This is a genomic window from Rhizobium sp. WYJ-E13 (assembly GCF_018987265.1).
In the GTDB taxonomy this organism is placed as follows: domain Bacteria; phylum Pseudomonadota; class Alphaproteobacteria; order Rhizobiales; family Rhizobiaceae; genus Rhizobium.
In genome coordinates, this window is the sequence record NZ_CP076854.1 from 1,687,413 (window position 1) to 1,710,042 (window position 22,630).

14 protein-coding genes are annotated in these 22,630 nt (G+C 61.5%); 9 read left to right on the forward strand and 5 right to left on the reverse strand.

From position 1 onward, the window contains the following. Positions 1-161: 161 nt before the first annotated feature. Positions 162-872, reverse strand: coding sequence for a peptide-methionine (S)-S-oxide reductase MsrA (gene msrA / locus KQ933_RS29245; protein ID WP_216759473.1), 711 nt, complete (start codon positions 870-872; stop codon positions 162-164). Positions 873-1,074: 202 nt separating this feature from the next. Here msrA and KQ933_RS29250 point away from each other — a divergent pair, with 202 nt between their 5' ends. The 3 genes from KQ933_RS29250 (at position 1,075) to treY (ending at position 11,312) form a co-directional block, all read left to right on the forward strand. After that, positions 1,075-6,555 (forward strand): alpha-2-macroglobulin family protein, encoded by a 5,481-nt coding sequence (locus KQ933_RS29250; RefSeq protein ID WP_216759474.1) that lies wholly within the window; start codon positions 1,075-1,077, stop codon positions 6,553-6,555. Beyond that, on the forward strand, positions 6,552-8,633 hold the full coding sequence (gene pbpC / locus KQ933_RS29255; protein WP_216759475.1) for a penicillin-binding protein 1C: 2,082 nt from the start codon (positions 6,552-6,554) through the stop codon (positions 8,631-8,633). Before KQ933_RS29250 ends, pbpC begins: the two co-directional genes overlap by 4 nt. A 63-nt stretch (positions 8,634-8,696) precedes the next feature. After that, positions 8,697-11,312 (forward strand): malto-oligosyltrehalose synthase, encoded by a 2,616-nt coding sequence (gene treY / locus KQ933_RS29260; RefSeq protein ID WP_216759476.1) that lies wholly within the window; start codon positions 8,697-8,699, stop codon positions 11,310-11,312. An 89-nt stretch (positions 11,313-11,401) separates the two neighbouring features. On the opposite strand, the gene KQ933_RS29265 is transcribed toward treY, so the two are convergent. Beyond that, positions 11,402-11,758: a hypothetical protein gene (locus KQ933_RS29265; protein WP_216759477.1), complete on the reverse strand. Its 357-nt coding sequence runs from the start codon at positions 11,756-11,758 to the stop codon at positions 11,402-11,404. Positions 11,759-12,011: 253 nt separating this feature from the next. Between KQ933_RS29265 and KQ933_RS29270 the strand changes: the two genes are divergently transcribed. Both KQ933_RS29270 and cueR read left to right on the forward strand, forming a co-directional pair. After that, positions 12,012-14,561 (forward strand): heavy metal translocating P-type ATPase, encoded by a 2,550-nt coding sequence (locus KQ933_RS29270; RefSeq protein ID WP_216759478.1) that lies wholly within the window; start codon positions 12,012-12,014, stop codon positions 14,559-14,561. Positions 14,562-14,573: 12 nt separating this feature from the next. Then, positions 14,574-14,966 carry a Cu(I)-responsive transcriptional regulator gene (gene cueR / locus KQ933_RS29275; protein WP_216759479.1) on the forward strand — a complete coding sequence of 131 codons (393 nt, stop codon included), beginning with the start codon at positions 14,574-14,576 and terminating at the stop codon, positions 14,964-14,966. 62 nt (positions 14,967-15,028) lie between these two features. Here cueR and KQ933_RS29280 read toward each other — a convergent pair whose 3' ends face one another. The 3 genes from KQ933_RS29280 to KQ933_RS29290 all read right to left on the reverse strand — a co-directional run bounded on the left by KQ933_RS29280 (position 15,029) and on the right by KQ933_RS29290 (position 16,984). Continuing rightward, positions 15,029-15,337: a hypothetical protein gene (locus KQ933_RS29280; protein ID WP_216759480.1), complete on the reverse strand. Its 309-nt coding sequence runs from the start codon at positions 15,335-15,337 to the stop codon at positions 15,029-15,031. Positions 15,338-15,473: 136 nt separating this feature from the next. After that, positions 15,474-16,169 (reverse strand): dimethylsulfonioproprionate lyase family protein, encoded by a 696-nt coding sequence (locus KQ933_RS29285; protein ID WP_216759481.1) that lies wholly within the window; start codon positions 16,167-16,169, stop codon positions 15,474-15,476. A 344-nt stretch (positions 16,170-16,513) separates the two neighbouring features. Continuing rightward, entirely contained in the window at positions 16,514-16,984 is a 471-nt protein-coding gene (locus tag KQ933_RS29290; protein ID WP_216759482.1) for a DUF992 domain-containing protein, read from the reverse strand. A 530-nt stretch (positions 16,985-17,514) separates the two neighbouring features. Between KQ933_RS29290 and KQ933_RS29295 the strand changes: the two genes are divergently transcribed. The 4 genes from KQ933_RS29295 to KQ933_RS29310 all read left to right on the forward strand — a co-directional run bounded on the left by KQ933_RS29295 (position 17,515) and on the right by KQ933_RS29310 (position 22,627). Continuing rightward, complete coding sequence (locus tag KQ933_RS29295) at positions 17,515-18,348, forward strand: formate/nitrite transporter family protein (protein WP_216759483.1); 834 nt, start codon at positions 17,515-17,517, stop codon at positions 18,346-18,348. An 8-nt stretch (positions 18,349-18,356) separates the two neighbouring features. Then, the gene (locus KQ933_RS29300) at positions 18,357-19,499 is read left to right on the forward strand and encodes an HlyD family secretion protein (RefSeq protein ID WP_216759484.1); all 1,143 of its coding nucleotides are present in this window, start codon (positions 18,357-18,359) and stop codon (positions 19,497-19,499) included. After that, complete coding sequence (locus tag KQ933_RS29305) at positions 19,496-21,112, forward strand: MFS transporter (RefSeq protein ID WP_216759485.1); 1,617 nt, start codon at positions 19,496-19,498, stop codon at positions 21,110-21,112. The genes KQ933_RS29300 and KQ933_RS29305 overlap by 4 nt, the downstream gene beginning before the upstream one ends. A gap of 327 nt (positions 21,113-21,439) precedes the next feature. Next, on the forward strand, positions 21,440-22,627 hold the full coding sequence (locus KQ933_RS29310) for an efflux RND transporter periplasmic adaptor subunit (protein WP_216759486.1): 1,188 nt from the start codon (positions 21,440-21,442) through the stop codon (positions 22,625-22,627). Positions 22,628-22,630: the final 3 nt, after the last annotated feature.

The window sequence follows — 22,630 nt, forward strand, 5'->3', positions numbered from 1 at the left end:
GCCCAGAGCTTAAACGAGCCATGCGACGAGATGTTCCGGCATGAAACGCAGTATTTCTCAATTAAACTTCTGTTAATATTAATAATTTCTTATTTTCCCTAGAAGCTTACAGTAAAGGCGGCGGCTATACCGCCTTTAAGGTATTTCGGTTGAGAGACTTCTCAACCCTTGGCCTTCAGCACCAGAACCGGATCCTTGCTGTAATCGGCGGGAAAGATCTGCTTCAGGTTTTCGATCTTCGGCAGGTCGTTATAGACGATATAGGGATAGGTCGGGTTCAGCGTCAGGAAATCCTGGTGATACTGCTCGGCCGGGTAGAAGCCCGTATAGTCGGTAACCTTGGTGACGATCGGCTGTTTGAAGACATGCGCCTTGTCGAGCTGGGCGATATAGGCTTCGGCGACCTTTCGCTGCTCTGGGTCGGAGATGAACAGCGCCGAGCGGTATTGGGTGCCCTGGTCCGGTCCCTGGAAATTGAGCTGTGTCGGGTTGTGCGCGACCGAGAAGAAGACCTGCAGGAGCTTGCCGTAGCTGACCTCTCTCGGATCGAAGGTCACCTTAACGGATTCGGCATGGCCTGTCGTACCGGTACTGACCGTTTCGTACCTGGCGGTTGCCGCTTCACCGCCGGCATAGCCGGAAACGGCGCTTTTGACACCCTTCACATGCTGGAAGACGCCCTGGACGCCCCAAAAGCAGCCGCCGGCGAAGACGGCGGTCTCCGTGCCGGACCTGCCCGCCTCGTCGATGGCAGGGGCTGGAATGACGACAGCATCTTCTGCCGCCCGGGTGGCCACGGAACCGAGGCCGAGCGAAAGGGCTGCGGTTGCGAAAAGCGCGACAAGGAACTTGCCTGATGTGGATATGGGCATGGGGCTACCTCCGGAAACAACATCGCCAAATCCTTGCCGAACGACGAAAAAGCCGCAAATCACAAGCTGTTCACTCACGCCGATGTGACGATTACACGAAAGCGAATGTGCGAAACCGGAACAGGCGGGAAGGTGAGTTGACAATTCCCTGAGGAGTGGGGACAGTGCCGCCCGGTTCAGAGCCAGCACCCGGGGGGATCCAATGTCTGCGCGCTCGTTCTTCGCCTTTTCTGTCCTTGCCGTATCTATGATTTTTGCAGGCCCGCCGGCTTTTTCTGCCGATGCCAAGCGCGATATCGTTACCGTCAAGGACGCGGATTATTTCGGCTTCGACCTGCGCACCGAGCAGAACATTTCGCTCGATCAGTGCAAGGCGGCCTGCATCGGCGACAAGAGCTGCAAGGCCTTCACCTATAATCCCAAGGTGAAGTGGTGCTTCCTGAAATCCGATTTCAAGACGATGAACGCCGCCCCCGGCGCGATTGCCGGCCGGATCGTTGAAACGACCGCTGCCGCCACGCCGAAAGAGCCGGATATCGGTGCGGCCCCTCGCCTGCCCTTCCTGTCCGACGATCTGGTCCAGCAGGCCCGCGATTTCCGCAATGATCTGACGCTGACGGACGACCAGCAAGGCCAGGGTGTGGACAGCCTGACCGCTGGCGCGCGCCTCGACTTGACCGGCGGCAATCTTGCCGATGCGCTGAAGGCCTTCCATGGTGCCCTGTCGATTACCCCCGACGACGGCGATCTCTGGATCGAGACGGCGCGTGCCGCCACCTCGCTCGGCGCACCTGACAGCGGCATCTTCGGCCAGGCGGTGATCGATGCGTTGAACGGCTACCAGCTGACGCGCACGACCAACAAGCGCGCCGACGCGCTGGCAGTGCTTGCCAAGGCCCTGGAAAAGAACGCAAATTACCGCGATGCGCTGAATAGCTATAAGGCGAGCCTGGCGCTCGTCAGCGCCAGGGACGTGCAGGCGGACTACCTGCAGCTCAAGCAGACGCAAGGCTTCCGCATCACCGAACATACTGTCGATGCCGATAGCGCCACACCGCGCGCCTGCGTCACCTTCTCCGAGGCACTGGTCAAGACGGTCGACTATACGCCCTTCGTGACGCTGAACGGGGCTGCACCCAAAGCGCTCGAAGCCAAGGACAAGCAGATCTGCGTCGAGGGCCTGACCCATGGCGAGACCTACAAGATTGGCTTCCGCACCGGCCTGCCCTCCTCGGTCGACGAGGTTCTGGAAGCGCCTGTCACGATCGACGTCTATATCAAGGACCGCAGCCAGGTGGTGCGCTTTACCGGCGATAGCTTCGTGCTGCCGTCGACGGCGCGCCGCGGCGTGCCGATCGTCTCCGTCAATATGGCGTCTGCCAATCTGAAACTCTACCGGATCGGCGATCGCGGCATTGCGCCGCTTCTGACGAGCTCGCAGTTCCTGACACAGCTTGACGGTTACAGCGCCCAGAACATCCAGGACCAGAGCGGCGAACTCGTTTGGCAGGGCTCGATCGAGATCGCCAACGAGCTCAACAAGGATGTCGTGACCTCCTTCCCGGTCGACGAGGCACTGCCCGAGCGCAAGCCCGGCATCTATGTGCTCGTCGCCACCCCGCCGACCGGTCCGGTACAGGACTGGGATTCGCAGGCGACGCAGTGGTTCCTCGTTTCCGATATCGGCATCACCACCTATGCCGGCACCGATGGTCTGAACGTCTTTGCCCGCTCGCTTGCGTCGGCCAAGCCGATGGCCGGCGTCGAGCTGCAGCTTCTTGCCAAGAACAATGAGGTCCTCGGCACGGCGACGACCGATCAGAACGGTCGCGCCACCTTCACCGCCGGCCTGATGCGCGGCACCGCCGCACTCACACCCGCCGTCATCACCGCCAGGAACGGCACGTCCGACTATGTCTTCCTCGACATGACGCGCGCCGGCTTCGATCTCTCCGACCGTGGTGTCACCGGCCGCGCCGCGCCGGGTGCGATCGACGTACTGCCCTGGACCGAGCGCGGCATCTATCGCGCCGGCGAGACGGTGCATGCGGCAGCCCTTGCCCGCGACACGGACGGCAAGGTGATCGAGAACCTGCCGCTGACCTTCATCTTCTCACGGCCCGACGGTGTGGAAGACCGGCGCATCGTCAGCCAGACGAGCAATCTCGGCGGCTATCAGGTGGACCTGCAGACGCAGGAAAACGCCATGCGCGGCACCTGGACGATGAACGTCTATACCGATCCGAAGGGCTCGGCGATCGCCACCAAGACCTTCCTCGTCGACGATTTCGTGCCAGATCGCACCGACATGGAGATCAAGACCGTGTCCAAGGAAATCGGCACGGATACGGCCGCCACCATCACGATTTCCGGCAAATATCTCTATGGCGCCCCGGCGGCCGCCCTGACGATTGAGGGCGATGTCGTCGTCAAGCCGACGCGCGAAAATGCCGCCTATCCCGGCTATCAATTCGGCCTTGCCGATGAAGAGGCGAGCGAGGATTCGCGCCAGCCGATCGACGGGTTGCCGGAGCTCGACGAGAATGGCGAGGCCTCGACCGATCTGACGATCGGCGAACTGCCGGCAACGACACAACTCCTCAACGCTACCGTCTATCTGCGCATGCAGGAGCCCGGCGGCCGTGCCATCGAGCGCTCGCTGGACATCCCGGTCAAGGCCGATCAGGCCGCAATCGGCATCAAGCCGGAATTCGATGGCGACCTGCCGGAGAATGCGCTCGCAAATTTCACGGTGATCGGCCTCGATACCCAGGGCCAGAAGCAGGAGATGACGGGCCTGCGTTGGAAATTCTACAAGCTTCGCCGCGACTATCAGTGGTATCGCGAAGGCACTGCCTGGAAATACGAGCCGACCTATACGCCCGAAGAGGTCGCCTCCGGCTCGGTGGATGCGACGGCTGAAAATGGCGGCAAAATCCAGGCACCGGTCGAGTGGGGCCGCTACCGGCTCGAGGTGGAAAGCACCGATCCCGACGGCCCGGCCTCGAGCGTCGAATTCGATGCCGGCTGGTTTGTCGCCTCGACCTCGACGGAAACGCCTGATGGTCTCGAAATTGCTCTCGACAAGGACAGCTATCATGTCGGCGAAACGGCCAAGCTGAAGGTTACGTCGCGTAATGGCGGCGAGCTGATGATCACGGCCGGCACGGAAAACCTGGTTGCCGTGCAGAATGCAACGATGGGTCAGACCGGCGGCGAGGTCGATATTCCCGTTACCGCCGACTGGGGTGCTGGCGCCTATGTGACCGCGACCCTCTTCCGGCCGGGCGATTCGCTCGACACCCATATGCCGGCGCGCTCGATCGGCATCAAATGGCTGAAGGTCGATCCGGATGAGCGAGCGCTGCAGGTCAAGATCGATACGCCTGAGAAGATGCTGCCACGCGGGCCGCTTGACATCGGCCTGCAGGTTGCCGGCGCTGGCGCCAATGAGGAAGGCTACGTCACGGTTGCCGCCGTCGATGTCGGTATTCTCAATCTCACGCGCTACGAGCCCCCGAACCCGGAAGACTGGTATTTCGGCCAGCGCCAGCTCGGCCTCGAGATCCGCGACCTCTATGGTCGGCTGATCGACGGCTCGCTGGGCGCGACCGGCAAGCTGCGTACCGGCGGCGACGGCGGCGCGATCGCATTGCAGGCAAGTCCGCCAACGCAGAAGCTCGTCGCCTTCTTCTCCGGTCCGGTCAAACTCGATGCCGAAGGCAAGGCGAAGGTCAGCTTCGATATTCCGCAGTTCAACGGAACGGCGCGTGTCATGGCGGTTGCCTGGACGAAGACCGGCGTCGGCCACAGCGCCAGGGACGTCATCATCCGCGACCCTGTCGTCGTCACGGCAAGCCTGCCGAAATTCCTCGCACCTGGGGATAAGGCCAATCTGCGTCTCGACATTGCCAATACCGATGCACCGGCCGGTGACTACAAGCTGACGCTGAGCGGCAACAGCGCGCTCACCATCGACGGGCCAGCCGAACAGACGTTGAAGCTTCAAGCCGGCGCCAAGTCCGACCTGACGCTGACGCTCGTCGGCGGCGCGCCGGGCGATGGCAGTGTGGCAATCAACCTGTCGAACGATCAGGGCCTGTCGCTCGACCAAGTGGTCGATGTGCCGGTGCGGCCGTCGTCGCTGCCGGTCACCGAACGGCGCGTCATCGCGCTCAAACCCGGCAAGAGCCTGACCGTCGACAAGAACCTGTTGGCCGACAGCGTGCTTCCGGGTGCCTCGGTCGCCGTCAACGTCACCCGCTCTGCCGCCTTCGACATTCCGGCGCTGCTGATGACGCTCGATCGCTATCCATTCGGCTGCGCCGAACAGACGACGAGCCGCGCGCTGCCGCTGCTCTATCTGGCCGAAGTCGCCAAGCAGGCCGGTATGGATGAGACCGATGACGACATCCACAAACGCGTGCAGGATGCCATCTACAAACTACTCTCCTATCAGGCCTATGCTGGAAGCTTCGGCCTCTGGGGACCGGATTCCGGCGATCTCTGGCTCGATTCCTACGTCACCGACTTCCTGACGCGGGCACGCGAGCAGAAATACGACGTGCCGGATCGCGCCCTGGTGCAGGCGCTGGAAAACCTCCAGAATTCGCTCTCCTATACGACGGACGTGAAAGGCAAGGGCGACGAAATCGCCTACGCCCTCTACGTGCTCGCCCGCAACAAGAAGGCAGCCGTCAGCGACCTGCGCTACTATGCCGACACGATGATCAACGACTTCCCGACACCGCTTGCCAAGGCGCATATCGCTGCGGCACTGGCGCTCTATGGCGATGCGACCCGCTCGAAGAACATCTTTGTCGATGCGCTGCAGATGTCGAAACAGTCGATGGTGACCCGCGTGAACTTCTCGCGCACCGATTATGGCTCGGTGCTGCGTGATGGCGCAGCGATCCTGGCGCTTGCCGCCGAAAGCAGGCCGGTTCCGCCCGTCATTCCGGAACTTGCCAAGGCGGTCGCTCGGGAATGGGATCGCAGCAAATATACGAGCACCCAGGAACAGGCCTGGATGCTCTTGGCAGCGCGTGCCCTGCAGAACGGCGACGACGATCTGAAGATCAACGTCAATGGCGCTGAGCGAACCGGCGCCTATATGGCAAAGATGACGGGTGACGCGCTGATCGACCATCCGCTGACATTGACGAGTGCGACGAGCGATACGGTTTCGGCCGTCCTCACGACGGTCGCCGCCCCCGTCAAGCCGCTGCCGGCCGGTGGCAACGGCTTTACCATCGAGCGGAGCTATTACACGCTCGACGGCGAGGAGGCCAATGTCAGCGAGGCACAGCAGAACGAGCGTTATGTCGTCGTGCTGCATGTAACAGAGCAGAACGACTGGGCCTCGCGCATCGTCATCACCGACCTGCTGCCGGCCGGCTTCGAGATCGACAATCCGAGCCTCGTCGACAGCGCCCAGATGACGAATTTCGACTGGGTCGGCGAAATGTCCGCCGCCCATACGGAATTCCGCTACGACCGTTTCGTTGCCGCCTTCAACCGCGATGAGAATTCCGCGCGCGACTTCAACGTCGCCTATGTGGTGCGCGCCGTCACCCCCGGCGTCTACGATCATCCGGCAGCGACGGTCGAGGACATGTATCGCGCCGATCTGTCCGCCCGCACGGCGACCGGCAAGATGGAGGTCGTTGCGGCTCAACAATGAGGCGGTGGCATAAATTTGCGATCGGGACTGCGGCCGGCATTTTCATTGCCGGCGCAGGGCTTTTTGCGCTCGATGCCGCCGATCGGGCCTTTCCCCCGCCACTTAAACAGGCAGTCGCCGTCTCACCCGAAGTGCTTGATGCCGACGGGCAATTGCTGCGCGCCTTTGCAACGCCGCAGGGGCGCTGGCGACTGAAGACACGCGTTTCTGACGTTGATCCGCAATTCATCCGCATGCTGATTGCCTATGAGGATCAGCGCTTTTACGCGCATTCCGGCATCGATGTCTGGGCGCTCGGGCGCGCCGCACTGCAATTCGTCAGCAACGGCCGCATCGTATCCGGTGCCTCTACGCTCTCCATGCAGGTGGCAAGGCTGATCGAGCCGCGCGAGGGCCGGTCGCTTTCGGCAAAACTCCTGCAGGTCGTGCGCGCCGTGCAGATCGAACGGCGGCTTTCGAAGGAAGAGATCCTCGATCTCTATCTCACCCATGCGCCCTATGGCGGCAATCTGGAAGGCGTGCGCGCCGCAAGCCTTGCCTATTTCGGCAAGGAGCCGAAGCGGCTGACGGTGGCGGAAGCTGCCCTCTTGGTCGCGCTGCCGCAATTGCCCGAAAGGCGTCGGCCGGACCGAAACCTGAAGGCCGCCGAAGCGGCGCGCAAGCGCGTGCTCGACCGTATTGCCGTGGCCGAAGTGGTGGGCGACGGCGAGGCAGAACGCGCCGAAGGGGTTGCAATCCCAGCCCGCCGGCTGCAGCTTCCAGCCCTTGCCGCCCATGTCGCGGAAGCCGCGCTCCGCAAGGACCCGAAGGTGGTCCAGCATCAGACGACCCTGAAGAAGCAGGTCCAGGCCGGTCTTGAATCCGTCGCGCGCGCCGCGACGCTGAAGCTCGGGCCGAAGCTGTCGCTCGCCATGGTGATGGCGGATGCCGAAACCGGCGAGATCGTCGGCGAGGTGGGATCGGCCGACTATTTCGATGCCAGCCGCTCCGGCTGGATCGACATGACGCGTATCAACCGCTCACCCGGCTCGACACTCAAACCCTTCATCTACGGCCTTGCCTTCGAACAGGGGCTCGTCAGCCAGGAAACGATCATCGAGGATCGGCCGGCGGATTTCTTCGGCTACCGGCCGCGCAATTTCGATATGAGCTATCAGGGTGACGTGACCGTGCGCGAGGCCCTGCAGCTCTCCCTCAACGTGCCGGCCGTCAAGCTGCTCGATGCGGTCGGCCCGTCGCGGCTAATGGTGCGTTTCCGTCGCGCCGATGTTCGTCCGGTCCTGCCGCCGAACGAGACGCCGGGCTTGGCGATCGGCCTTGGCGGCGTCGGCATCACGCTGAAGGATCTGGTTCAGCTTTATACGGCTCTTGCCAATCGCGGCCAGCCGGTCAGGATCGGCGATGGCGTGACGAACATGCCCGGCAAGCTCAATGGAGAGCCCTTGCTGGAGCCGGTCGCTGTCTGGAATATCGCCGACATACTCTCGGGCGTCATACCGCCGGCGGGTGCGCCGCAGCGCGGCATCGCCTACAAGACCGGTACGAGCTATGGCTATCGCGATGCCTGGTCGGTCGGTTATGACGGACGCTATGTGCTTGGTGTCTGGGTCGGACGGCCGGATAACAGCGCCGTACCCGGTTTGACGGGTTATGGCACGGCTGCACCCATCCTCTTCGAGGCGCTTGCGAAATCCGGCATCGCCACGACACCGCTGCCGCGCCCGCCGGCAGGCGCCGTGCGCATCGCCCAGACCGATCTGCCGATCAGCCAGCGCCGTTTTGCCGTCAATGCCAACGGGCTGCTGGTCACGTCCGGCCGCGAGCCGTCACCCCAGATCGTCTATCCGCCGGAGGGCGCTCATGTCGATCTTGGAGCAAAGGTAGGTGATCTTTCGCCGCTGATGCTCAAACTGCAGGGCGGCCGCGCGCCTTTCCGCTGGCTTGCCAACGGCAAGCCGCTGCCCGAACTTTCCCGCCGGCGCACGCAAAGCTGGATGCCTGATGGCGGCGGGTATTCCAAGCTGACGGTGATCGATTCCATGGGCCGGGCGGCAAGCGTCGGCGTCTTCGTCGACTGACGGGAACAAAAACCCTTCACAACCGTTGGAAGATGTCCCCTCCAAACGGCAAAAACGAACCCCATGACGCTTCCCTCCGCGACCTACCGGGTCCAGTTCCGCAACGGCATGACCTTCGATCGTGCCTGCGGGCTTGTCCCCTATTTGAAGTCGCTCGGCATCAGCCACCTCTACGCCTCGCCGGTCTTCACCGCCACGACGGGCTCGACCCACGGTTACGACGTAACCAACGCCAATGAGATCGATCCGGAACTTGGAGGAAGGGCGGGCTTCGATCGCCTGACGGAGGCGCTGTCAGAAGCGGGCATGGGCCTGATCCTCGACATCGTGCCGAACCATATGGCTGCTTCGCTGGAGAATGCCTGGTGGCGGAGCGTCCTGGAATTCGGCAAACACAGCCCGTTTGCAGGCCATTTCGATATAGACTGGAGCGAACGGCTGACCCTGCCCCAGCTGGGGAAGAGTTTCGATGAAAGTGTCGCTGCGGGTGAACTGACGATCACGGTCGATGAGGCGCATGGCAATCTGGCGATCGGCTATTACGACGCCCTCTTTCCGCTGAGCATGGAAAGCTACGCAGCGCTCTCGACGGAGCTGGATGATCCTGTTCTCGCCGGGATGGCCGAACTGGCAGGCTCCATCGGTGGCGATGACCTGCATCGAGGGCTGCGTGACATGATCTTCGAGGCCGGCGATCTCACAAGCCTGAGCAGAAAGCTTGCGGAGCTTTCAAAGGATCATGCCTTTATGACGCGGCTGCACGGGATACAGCACTGGCAGCTTCAGCGCTGGCAGGAGGCTTCGGAGCATCTGAGCTATCGGCGGTTTTTCGAGGTGACGGGGCTGGTCGGCCTCAGGGTCGAGGATATCAGGGTCTTCGAAGAGAGCCACCGGCTGGTTCTCGATCTCGTGCGCCAAGGCCAGGTGCAGGGCCTGCGCATCGACCATATCGACGGGCTGGCGGAACCGAAAGCCTACCTCGACCGGCTGCGGGAAGCAGTCGGCGCGGACACCTATATCGTCGTCGAAAAAATTCTTGGCCCCGGCGAAGAACTGCCGGCCGACTGGCCGATACAGGGAACGACGGGCTACGAGTTCATTGCCGCCTTGAGCGCGCTTTTCGTGGAAGGCAATGGCTTACAGAAGCTCGATGAAGCCTATCGCCAGCTGGCGGGTGGCAATGGCGATTTCGAACCCGGGCGACGGACGGCCAAGCGATTGATGGTCGAGCGGAATTTCGCCGGAGAGGCGGCTCGCCTTGCCCACATTGCAGGCGGCCTCTTGCCCGAACTGTCGACCAGGGAAATCACCGAGGCGATCCGCGAGCTTCTGATCGCCTTTCCCGTCTACCGCACCTATGGAGCCGATGGCCGGCTCGATGGCCGGGATGCGGATCTGCTGAAAAGAACCGAGTTGGCGGCCGCCGGATATCTGGACCATGCGCAGCCGCTGCAAAGCATCGCGGCCATCCTTGAGGGCAAGGTCGACAAGGAGGCGGCTCGCGAATTCCGCCTCCGTTTCCAGCAGCTCTCCGGCCCTGTCATGGCCAAGGCAATGGAGGATACGCTTTTCTATCGCTACAACCGGCTGCTGGCGGCAAACGAGGTCGGCGGCGAGCCGGATCATGTGCCCGGCGGCATCGAAGCGTTTCACCAACTCATGCAGAATCGGGCGCGCTCCCAGCCCTCGGGTCTATCGGCAACATCGACGCATGACACGAAGCGCGGCGAGGATGCGCGGGCTCGGCTTTATACTGTGAGCGAAGGCGCCGACGTCTTTGCCAACGCCGTCGAACATTGGCGCAGACTGAACGAAGGTCACCGTATCGAGCTGCCGGACGGTTCAGCACCCGAGCCCAATCTGGAATGGATGCTCTATCAGGCGCTTGCCGGCGCCTGGCCTGAGGATTTCGACCGCCGCCATGCGGATGCGCTGCGCGAGCGTTTCATCGCCTATGCGGAAAAGGCCATTCGCGAAGCCAAGCTGCGCACCGATTGGACGAGGCCGAACAATGACTATGAGGAGGCGGTCCGTGCCTATGCGGCAGCACTCGTGTCACCCGACAACGACGCCTTCACCGAGGATTTCGCCCGCGTCCTGCAGCCCTTCATCGAGGCCGGTTACGTCAACAGCCTGTCGCAGACATTGATCAAGCTGACGGCACCGGGCATTCCGGATATCTATCAAGGGGCCGAAGGTTTCGATTTCAGTTTCGTCGACCCCGACAACAGGCGGCCGCCAGATTTCGAGACACTCGCAGGCTGGCTTGCCGAGGGTGGTCCGCTGGCAAGATTGCAGGCGGCGGCGCTGAAACAGCGCGTCATCCAGATCGGCCTGGGACTCCGGCTCGATCACGGCCGGCTTTTCACCGAGGGCGAATATCTGCCGCTTGCCGTCAGCGGTATCAGAAGCGGCCATGTCGTCGCCTTTGCCCGCCTGCACCATAACGACTTTGCTATCACCGTCGTGCCAAGACTGATGTTCGGCTGGCTCGATCCCGGCGTGCTCTTTGCCGGGCCGGAATTCTGGGAGGATACGGCAATATCCGTGCCTTCACCGCTTCACGGTCTCAAGGCAGATCTCCTGACCGGCAAGATGGTGGAGCCGGGAACGAAGATCGCGCTTGCCACCCTTCTCGGAGACCAGCCGGCGGCCCTGATCGTGCCGGCCTGGCGGTAACCTTGAAAAAATCCGGAATTATGTCGCTACTGCCTCCAAATCTAAATCTGCAACGCAGGAGCACTGTCCCTGCAGTCACAGTCCAAACATTACTTCCGACGTGCGGCGGCTCGGCTCAACGCAGTAGCTTCTTCCAATAAGTCAATCTCGCTGCCTGCATGCTCCCGTCCCCCGAACCGGTGCTCGGCTGCAAGGTCGTTGGTTGCCTTTTCAAGGCGTACCCTTGCCACCGCTGCCATCATCTCGCGGCCAAGTCTGATAATCGTTTCCTGATCGTTTTGCGCGTTCAATTCGAGCAGGAAATCCCGCACTCCCTTCGGAAGTCCAACGAATACGGTAATTGCGCTGGATACCGCATTCGATACGGATCTGTTCTCCATCGAAGCCATCATCTTCAACTTCGTGGCTGTCTTGCCATCGACGTTCGCCGAAACCGTAGACGACATGGTACACTCCTATGGAAATACCTCATTCCTATATGCTCTGAAAGGCGACCATTTACAACTTACGCCATCCCGGTCATCGAAGACGGCCGCCACTTCAGACATACTCAAGTGAGACTGAAAACCTACTCCTTGATGCCAGTTGGTGCCTAATTCCGTAAAAATCCACGACGTAAAAAAAGCTGTTGACATTCCAGTTGCTGGAAGGTTCATAAAGCTGTCCGGATGCCAGAAGGGCATGAAAGGCGAAAGCATTATGGATACCAAGCACGATCATCATCACGGCCACGACCATCATGGGCATGGTCACGACCATCACCATCATGAGGGTGCGCAATGCGGCTGCGGCCACGACGAAAAGGCTGAAGAGCTGGTGGTGCGCGATCCCGTCTGCGGTATGACGGTCGATCCGAATGCCGGCAAGCCTTCCCTGGATTATGAAGGTCACACCTATCACTTCTGCAGCGATGGCTGCCGAAAGAAATTCGAGGCGGCACCGCACGATTATCTGACAGCCAAGGATCCGGTCTGCGGCATGACGGTCGATCGCGCCAGCGCCAGGCATTTCCTCAAGCACGAGGGCGAAAAATTCTACTTCTGCTCGGCAGGCTGCAAGGCGAAGTTCGAGGCCGATCCCGAGACCTATCGCGATGGCAGGAAACCCGCGGCGGCCGCCATGCCGAAGGGAACGCTCTATACCTGCCCCATGCATCCTGAGATCGTCAGCGACCATCCCGGCGACTGCCCGAAATGCGGCATGGCACTGGAGCCGATGGGCGTTCCGCCCGAGGATGAAGGCCCGAACCCGGAACTCGTCGATTTTATCCGGCGGCTCTGGGTCAGTGCCGTTCTTTCTGTTCCGCTCCTGATCCTCACCATGGGTCCGATGCTTGGCCTGTCGTGGCCGCGCCAAGCGCTCGGTGAACCGCTGGCGAGTTATGTCGAACTGTTGCTGGCGACACCGGTCGTCCTCTGGGCAGCCCTCCCCTTCTTTCGCAGGGCATGGGCATCCTTCATCAACCGCAGTCCGAACATGTGGACATTGATCGGCCTCGGCGTCGGCACGGCCTATGTCTACAGCGTCGTGGCGACCTTGGCGCCCGATCTCTTTCCGCATAGTTTCCGCGGCCATAGCGGCTCTGTTCCCGTCTATTTCGAGGCTGCCGCCGTCATCGTGGCCCTGGTCTTCGTCGGGCAGGTGCTGGAATTGAAGGCGCGCGAACGCACCGGCTCTGCAATCCGCGCGCTGCTCGACCTGGCGCCGAAAACCGCGCGCCGCATCCATGCCGACGGCAGCGAAAGCGACGTGCCTGTCGACGAGATTGAGGCCGGTGACCGGTTGCGGGTACGCCCTGGTGAACGCGTGCCGGTCGACGGTTCGGTGACCGAGGGCCAGTCGACCATCGACGAATCGATGATCACGGGCGAACCGCTGCCGGTGGAAAAGGCTGTGGGCGACACACTGACCGGCGGCACCATGAACAAGAACGGCGCGCTGATCATGACCGCCGAGAAGGTCGGTGCCGACACGACACTGTCGCGGATCGTCGACATGGTAGCGAAGGCGCAGCGCTCGCGCGCACCGATCCAGGGGGCTGTCGACCGCGTTTCGGCGATCTTCGTTCCCGCCGTCATCGCCGCCGCGATCGTAGCCTTCCTCATCTGGTCCTTCGTCGGGCCGGAGCCGCGTCTGGCCAATGCCCTGCTTGCCGCCGTCGCCGTGCTGATCATCGCCTGCCCCTGTGCACTCGGCCTTGCAACACCGATGTCTATCATGATCGCCACCGGCCGTGGCGCGCAGGAGGGTGTCTTGATCAAGGATGCGGAAGCGCTGGAGCGTTTTTCGAAGGTCGATACCTTGATCGTCGACAAGACCGGCACCCTGACCGAAGGTAAGCCAAAGCTGACCGAGGTTGTGGCTTTGGGCAGCATTGATGAAAACCGTCTGCTGGCGCTTGCTGCAAGCCTGGAACGCGGTTCGGAACATCCCCTCGCCGAGGCTATCGTCTCCGGTGCGGAAGAACGCGGCCTCACCTTCAGCGACGTGACAGGCTTCGAGGCAAGGACCGGCAAGGGCGTGGAAGGCAAGGCGGGCGGCGCATCCGTCGCGCTCGGCAATGCCGCCATGCTTGCCGATCTCGGCTTCGATCCCTCGCCGCTGTCTGAGAAGACCGAGGCGCTGCGCGGCGAAGGCAAGACCGTCATGTTCGTCGTCGTTGACGGCGCGCTGGCTGGCCTTGTCGCCGTTGCCGACCGCGTCAAGCCGACAACGGCTGCCGCCATCATGGCGTTGCACGAAAGCGGCCTGAAGATCATCATGGCAACCGGCGACAATGAGCGGACGGCCCGTGCCGTGGCAAGAAGCCTTGGGATCGACGAGGTTCGTGCCGATGTTCTGCCTGAGGACAAGAAGGCGTTGGTCGATGAACTCCGGGCGAAAGGCGCTGTCATCGCCATGGCCGGCGACGGCGTCAATGATGCGCCGGCGCTCGCCGCCGCCGATGTCGGCATCGCCATGGGCACCGGCGCCGACGTTGCAATGGAAAGTGCGGGCATTACATTGGTGAAGGGCGATCTCAACGGCATCGTCCGCGCAAGGCGGCTTGCCGAAGCCACGATGCGCAACATCCGCCAGAACCTCGGCTTTGCCTTCGGCTACAATGTGCTTGGCATCCCCGTGGCCGCCGGCGTGCTCTACCCGATCTTCGGCCTGTTGCTCTCGCCGATGATTGCGGCCGCCGCCATGAGCCTCTCGTCCGTCTCGGTCATCGGCAATGCGCTGAGGCTCAGGGTCGAAAAGCTGTAAAGGGATCAAGCGATGAATATTGGCGAAGCCTCGGAACGGTCCGGCCTGCCTTCGAAGACCATCCGCTACTATGAAGACATCGGCCTCATCCGCCCCGACCGGGGCGGAAACGGCTACCGTGATTATGCGGCCTCGGACGTGCACAAGCTGCGTTTTTTGCAGCGCTCGCGCGGCCTCGGCTTTTCGGTGGAGGAATGCCGCCAGTTGCTTGCGCTCTACGAGGACAAGAGCCGGGCGAGCGCCGACGTCAAGGGGATCGCCGAGGCCAAGCTTTCGGAAATCGACCGGAAGATCCGCGAGCTGACGGAGCTGCGGCATACACTGGAACATCTCGTCCATGCCTGCCACGGCAATGATCGTCCGGACTGTCCGATCCTGGAAGAACTTTCGGACACCGCCACCTGATAGTGCCAGCACTCCTCCGAAAAGCGCTCCTCCGGAAATTGAAGGGCATTTTCACCTCGCAGTCACGAAAGCGGCGGGCGGTCCAAGGCGACAAGGTCGGAGGGCTTCTGCTCCTCCTCGGTTTCTTCTTCCTGTTCGTCCTCGATAGTGATCGCATCCAGCCGGTGCTTGATCGCCAGCGCATAGATGACATCGAGGATATTGCGGTCTTTCAAATGAGGATCGCTCAGCGCCAGAAGCGAGGCGCGAACGATCTTCTTGCTGGAGGCTTTCGGACAGCGCCTGCGGACGAAATCGTAAAGCGCATCGCCCACCAGCCCTTCCATGGCGCCGTCCACGAGAGCCTGATAGACCCGCTTCTTTTCTTTCATGCATGTATTCCCCTGCAAATCAGCGGGGCACATACTCTGTCATGAAATCGTCATATACAATCGCCGGAAACCAAGCGTCGACGATTGAACAGCTGTGCAACCGTGGAAAACGGTATTTTGGCGGAGCCAATTCCTTTCAACTGCGCGCACGTCCGGGCTCTTCGACGTGACACCAGACCGCCAATAGCGGTGTCGTGGTACAACGCATCGCGAAGGACTGTCCCGCTTCAGCCGCAAAGACGCCGCCTGTTCCGGTCGAAAACCAGCTCTCTCCGGCAATCGAAAGTTCGCAGGGTGAGAGCAACAAAAAAGCCCGTGAGAACCGCTGCACATGATCGGGGAACCGGCTGTAGGGCTCCATATAGGTGAGGCCAATGCGGATATCCGTCCGGTCTTCCAGCCCACCTGGTCCGACGACCACGGCGTGGGCATGAGCTGTCTCGAAGTTCAGGCTGGCAAATGGTCCGCTTCTGCCTTTGATCCACACGAGCGAGTGAGCGAGGCGCCGAACGCACTGCGCTACCTCGGCACAAATGCCTCTGGTCGCGATTGCGTTTTGGAGGGCGGCCTCGAGGCCCGTCGGGATACCGGTGTCCTGAAGCTGCTTGTGGTTTAGCGTTCCCGTGCGTTCAAGCTTTTGGAAAACCTTCCCGGCGACAAAACTCGCCATCGTCGAGGCCGAGGGATGCAGCATCGCACGAGCCAGCAGATTCAGGAAGTTTTCGAGCTCTGGAGGACGCTCCGCGGCGCTACGCTCGCGAAGCCTGCGTTTTACCGGTTCTTTCTCGTCGGTGATGAGGAGATCTGCTTCTTGTTTGGTGGTTCTGCTCATGACCTTCTCCATGCAGGCTCTTCCCTACAGTGCCCGCACCAGCGACGGCAAGGTTTCTGATTGATCAGATGTCAAGAAAGTCGTCCTGACCGGCGAGTTCCTCGGCCCACCGCGCCAGATGCGGGAAATGGAAAAGCGGCCCGAGACCGTCGTTGCCTGGTCATTCGGCATGCCGCTGCTGCGAGAACTGAGCGGAGGACCCACGCGCAATGCCGAGCATTCATCTGGATTGAAGATGGCAGAACCGGTCATCCGCACGCATTCGAGGGGTTTCGGCTCTTTGCACTTTGCCGGCTTCCCAGGTGCTACCCGCGAAGCCGGCTTTCAGCTTCAGTTCGCCGGATTCAGTCAGCGAGCTGCAGCTTCAACGCCGCCACACCGACGGCCAGGTTGACACCGACATCGCCCTCAAGCGAAACCGGCTGCAGCGAGACAGTCTTGTTCGTTCCGCCGACCAGCACATTGGCACCACCGCCAATGCCGATGCTGGCATCGGCGGTTACACCGGCATAATTGCCCTCAAGACCGGCAATCGGTTCACGCGTGGCGTTAAAGACCAGCCAGACCATCCGGCCCTTTTCGACGGTACCGACGTCAACACCGAAATCGGTGATTGTGCCGACATAATGCTGACTGGCATCACCGGCAGCGCTCGGCGTATAGGTGCAGTCGACGTCCTGCTTGGAACCGACAATGACACCGATGCCCTTGGAAACGTCGCAATCCAGCTTGCCGACATCGGCCTGGGCGGCGTTTGCAACGACAGGGGCGGCAAGCATGCCGGCTGCGAAGAGGGAAAGAAGAATGGTTTTCATGATAGATCCTGTTCGGAGTTGAAGGTCGCTGTCGGCGGCATAGCTCGTCTGAGGGAACCGCAGATGCTGCCCGACATCGTCGACGAGGGCTCGCCGATCGACGAAAAGAATAGGGAAGCCGCCCGACCGGATGAAATCGCGCGCTGGTCTAGGCAGGCCGATACCTAAGTTTAGTTCCGCCTGCTTCGGGATGGGCGTATCTTCCACTCCATCGCCTGGAGCCTCCTCCTGACAGGCGATAGAAATCTCGGTTAGGGCTTCCCGGTGTCCCTCCCCTCCGCCCGAAGTCACGGATTGCCCGAGGATCCGCAAATGGCCGCCTTTCCGTTTTCGGAGGCGGCCTCTTTTTTGTGAGTATTGCCCGATTATCCGTCACGACCGAAGCAGCATGCGAGCATGACAACACATGTCTGGACCTGCCCGGAGGCAGCCTAGACGTAGGTATGATTCAGCAACGCGGCATGCGCGACTAACGTCCTTTGCATCCGGGACGAAGCCCGGTTCGATCACCAGAGAGACGAGGTGCCGTCATGTATCAGGATTCGATTGATCACTTTGCCCAGTCCGGCGAAGAGAAAGCCGAAGCAGTCCGTAGCCACTTTCCTGCCTTCCTGATTGGGGCTGCCATGGCCGGCGCCTATATCGGTTTCGGCGATATCATCATGTTTACCGCCGGCGCGCATGCCGATCCGGCCTGGGCACATCTCGTCATGGGGATCGTCTTCTCGTCCGCGCTCACAATCGTCGTCTTTGCCGGCAGCGAACTCTTCACGGGAACGGCAATGTATATGCCGCTTGCGGTACTGACCCGGCGCAGCCGTATTTCCGATATGCTGCTCGTCTGGGCCAGCGCCTGGATCGGCAACCTGATCGGCGCGGTCGTTCTCGCCGGCCTCTTCCACCTGGCCGGCGGCGGCGTGCTTCTGGGCGATGGAAGCCAGGCGTTCTTTTCCGCAGTTTCCGCCAAGATGTCGGCTGGATCGCTCGAGCTCCTTGCCCGCGGCATTCTCTGCAACTGGCTTGTTTGCCTTGCCATCTGGATGGCTGGACGCACGGAAAATGCCGCTGCCAAGATCATGCTGATCTTCTGGCCGATCACCATTTTCGTGGCAGCCGGTTACGAACACAGCGTCGCCAACATGTTCACCTTCTCGATGGCGCTGATGGGCGAGCATCCAGCCAACATCACGCTTGCTGCAGCAATCCACAATCTCGTCTGGGTGACGATCGGCAACCTCATCGGCGGGGCGGTTTTCATGGCGCTTGGCTACTGGCTGCAGTTTTACGGCAGCGGCCACGTCTCCTTCTCGCCGGCCCCGGTTCGCGTCCGCGCAAAGATTTCCACCGACCGAAACGAGAAATGAGGCGTCTCATGGCCGATCCGATCACCATCACCAGCCTTAGCCCGTTGCAGCCGTCCCCTTTGCCGGACAGTCCGGCCGCGCCGGTCGGATCTCCGCCGGCGACGGTGATCTCGCTGAGACGCCTTGCCATTCCGCTTCTCGCCATTGCCCTAGTCAGTGGCGGGGTGGCCGTGGCAACCGTCGACTGGAACCGGTGGGTGGCAGGTGCGGCATCGCAATCGACCGACGACGCCGTCGTCAGCGCCGACGTGTCCACCTTGAGCGCCCAGATCAGCGGCATCGTCCGCAGCACGCCGGTTACCGATTATCAGAAGGTGACGAAAGGCCAGCTGCTCGCCGAGATCGACCCGCGTGAATATGATGCGGCGGTCGAGGGCGCCAAAGCCAATCTTGCCGCGGCAAACGCCTCGCTTGCCAATCTGGCGAACCAGATCGAACTACAAAGGGCTGTCGTACAGGTGGCCGAGGCACAGAACGCATCGGCCGAGGCGCAGCAGACGCAAACGGAACAGGAGTTCCACCGCCAGACAAGCCTTGGCGGCGCGACCTCGCAACAGCTGTTGCAGCAGGCGCAAGCCGCCTATCTGCAAGCCCAGGCCTCTGTGAAATCGACAGCCGCTTCGATCGAGCAGCAGAAGGCGCAGCTTGATGTGTTGAACGGGCAATATCCGCTGCTGCGCTCGCAGGTCGACGCCGCGCAGGCCTCGCTCGACACGGCTCTCATTCATCAGGGCTATGCGCGAATCTACGCGCCTTTCGATGGCGTCATCGGCCGCAGGCTCGTCCACGAGGGTGACCTGGTGGCCGCCGGAACGAGCGTCATTTCGGTGGTTCCCCTCCCGAGTGTCTATGTAACCGCGAATTTCAAGGAGACGCAGCTTTCCCGCATGACCCCAGGCAGGACGGCAGACGTTACCATCGACACCTTCCCCGGCCAGATACTTCACGGCACCGTCAGCGGCCTGTCTCCGGCCAGCGGCTCAATCTTTGCGCTGCTGCCGCCCGACAACGCGACCGGAAACTATACGAAGGTCGTCCAGCGCATCCCGGTCAAGATCGTCTTCGATCCCGGCCAGCCGCTGCTGGATCGGCTCAAGCCCGGAATGTCGGCCGTCGTCACGGTCGATACGAAGTCGGACCAAGAGCAATGAGCGCAGCACCGCGCGCCTTTGGTCCGCTGACCAGCGGCACGACGACCAGCCACCCTGTTCTCATCGTTGCGGCACTTCTGCTCGCCTCCTTCGTGGTCGGCTTCGACACCCGCGTTTTCGCCGTCGGACTACCGGATATCCGCGGCGCCTATTCGCTTGGTTTCGATGAAGCCTCATGGCTCAGCACCGTCGCCAACGCACCGCAGATCTTGATCTCGTCTGCTGTGGCCTGGCTTGCGACCGTCTTCGGCGTGCGGCGGGTCATGATCCCGACGACATTGATCTACGCCTGCATTTCGTTTGCCATTCCGATCGTCCACGACAGTGCGCCGCTGTTTGTGCTGCATGCGGCAAGAGCCCTGCTGCTCGGCGTCTTCATACCCGCCACGATTATGGTAATCTTCCGCAATCTGGATATGAAATACTGGCTGATCGGCCTTTCGATCTACGCGCTTCGCGTGCCGCTGTCGCAGAATCTGGGGTTCGTACTGGTCGGCCTCTACGACGATTATCTCGGCTGGCAGTGGGTCTATTGGCAGGATGTGATCGTCACGCCGATCATCGCGTTGCTCCTCATCATCGGAGCCCCGAGGGAAGAGATCAATCTCAGCCTGCTCCAAGGCGCCGATTGGGGCGGCATGATGCTGCTTGGATGCTCGATGACCATGATTTACGTCGGTCTCGATCAGGGCAACCGGCTGGACTGGTTCAACTCCGGCATCGTCACCTCGCTGCTGGCAGGCGGCGCGATCCTCTTCATCGGCTTCCTCATCAACGAGAGCGTCGTTGCCAATCCCTGGGCGCATGCGAGCGTGATCCTGTCGCGCAACATCGGCATCGGCTACGCGATCATCATCGCCTTCACGTTTTCCAGTTCCGGCGCCGCGATTTCCATTCCGGGTTTCCTGCAGACGGTTGTCGGTTTACGGCCGATCGCCATCTCCGAACTCTATATCTTCGGCGCGGTCATCCCGGTCTTTCTGTTCATCGCCTTTGCGATCTTCCTGCTGCGCCGTATCGATGCGCGCCTTTGCATCATGATTGGATTGGCAGCGATGGCGCTCGGCTCTCTCTGGGGATCAAACCTCTCCATTACATGGGCGCCCTTTAATTTCCTGCCGGTCGTGCTCCTCCATACGGCGGGGCAATCCTTCGCCTTCTTCGCGACGGTCGTCTATCTGATCGCCAATTCCGATCCCAAGCGCTCGACAGCGGTCTCCGCCTATATCCAGGTTATCCGGCTCGGCAGTGTCGAACTAGCTCTGAGCCTCTTGAACACCTGGCTGCGGCAACGCGAGCAGTATCATTCCAATATCCTGACCGGGCCGATTTCGTCATCCTCGGATGGTCTTCGGGCCGTGTTGGCGAAGCTTGAGACGCTGTTCGGCACAGACCATCACGGAAATCTTGAGGCTCTCTCCACCGTCGCGACAAAAGTCCACGCGCAGGCGAGCGTGCTCGCCTATGCGGACGTCTTCATCCTTTCCTTCTGCTTCGCGATCGCCGGCATTGCCCTTGTGGCCTGCATGGGCGCCATGCCATTCGGACCGCTGCATCCTGATTTCCGGAAGGACCCATCGGCGCCCAAAGCGCAGCCGGCCACAGCTGGCTGATCGGCCACACCCGATCTCCTTTGAATAGGCGCAAAGAGCCGGTGCGAATGCTCTTGGCGCCGGTCCTACTGCGTGCCACCAGCCACCCGGATGCGGGCTTATACCTATGGGGAACGGCAACTAGACCTGCGTATAGATGCGCCAACGCCCGCCCGGACGTAGCCTCCTCGCAGTGAATTGATCCGGCAGGACACAGAAGCGCCGGTCGGCGTGCCGATAATCGGCAGACTGACCCCTGGCCCAGGTACTCGCCCTTCAATTCAGGGAGGCCGCCCAACGCCGGTGGCCGTTGCAGCGTCGTTCGCCCTTTAGCCCATGGAGCCGGCAGTGACATCCATCCGAATCGTGACCGAACCCCGTCGTCGTCGCAAACCGGCGATCCTTGCTGCCATCGCCGTTCTCGCCGTTGCGGGCGGAACGGCCGCAGCCTTCTGGTTTGCAGGGACGGAGCCGACCAATGCCGCCCCGGAGCCCGGCACGCAGGCCGTGCCGGTCGAGGTTACATCCCCTACCGTTACCGACGTGCCTGTCTATCTCGACGGTCTCGGCACGGTGCAGGCGAACTATACCGTCAACATCACGACGCGTGTCGACGGAGAGCTGCAGAGCGTGATGTTTGTCGAGGGACAGGCCGTCAAGAAGGGCGATGTGCTCGCCATCATCGACCCTCGCCCTTTCCAGGCAGCCGACGATCAGGCTGCCGCCAAGATCAAGCAGGACCAGGCCGATCTCGCCAACGCCCAATATCTGCTCGCCAAAGACCAGAAACTGGGCCAACAGCAGATCGTCACGCAGGAAACCGTCGAGCAGCAGCAAAGCATGGTGGCAAGTGCACAGGCGCAGCTTGCGCAGGATCAGGCCGCCAAGGAGGCTGCTGACGTCTCGCTCTCCTATACGCAAATACGCTCGCCGATTGACGGGCGCACGGGTATCCGCCGGATCGATGCCGGCAACGAGGTCCACACGACCGATACGACGCCGATCGTCACCATCACCCAGACACAGCCGATCACGGTCGTCTCAACACTGCGCGAAGACGATCTCGATGCAGTGCGCGACGCCCTAAAAGCTGGCCCGGTCGAGGTGACGGCGATGTCGATGGATCAGTCGAAAGAGCTCGCATCAGGCACGCTCTCGCTTATCGACAACGTCATCGATCAGGCAAGCGGCACGATCCGTATCAAATCGATTTTTGAGAACAAGGACGATACGCTCTGGCCCGGTCAATTCGTGACGCTTAGGGTCAAGCAGCAGACGCTGCGGAAGGCTGTCACCATTCCTTCCGCAGCACTCGAGCGAGGTGAAGACGGCTTCTTCGTCTACGTTATCGATGCTGCCGGCACGGCTGCCGTGCGCAAGGTCACTCCCGGGCCGATCGAGAGCGGCCATGCCGTCATCGAAAAGGGCCTTTCCGGCAACGAACAGGTCGTCACGTCGGGCCAGTATCGGCTCGATGTCGGCACTCATGTCAGCATTCAACAGGCGGCCGCTACGCAAGCCGCAAGCAAGGAATAGGTC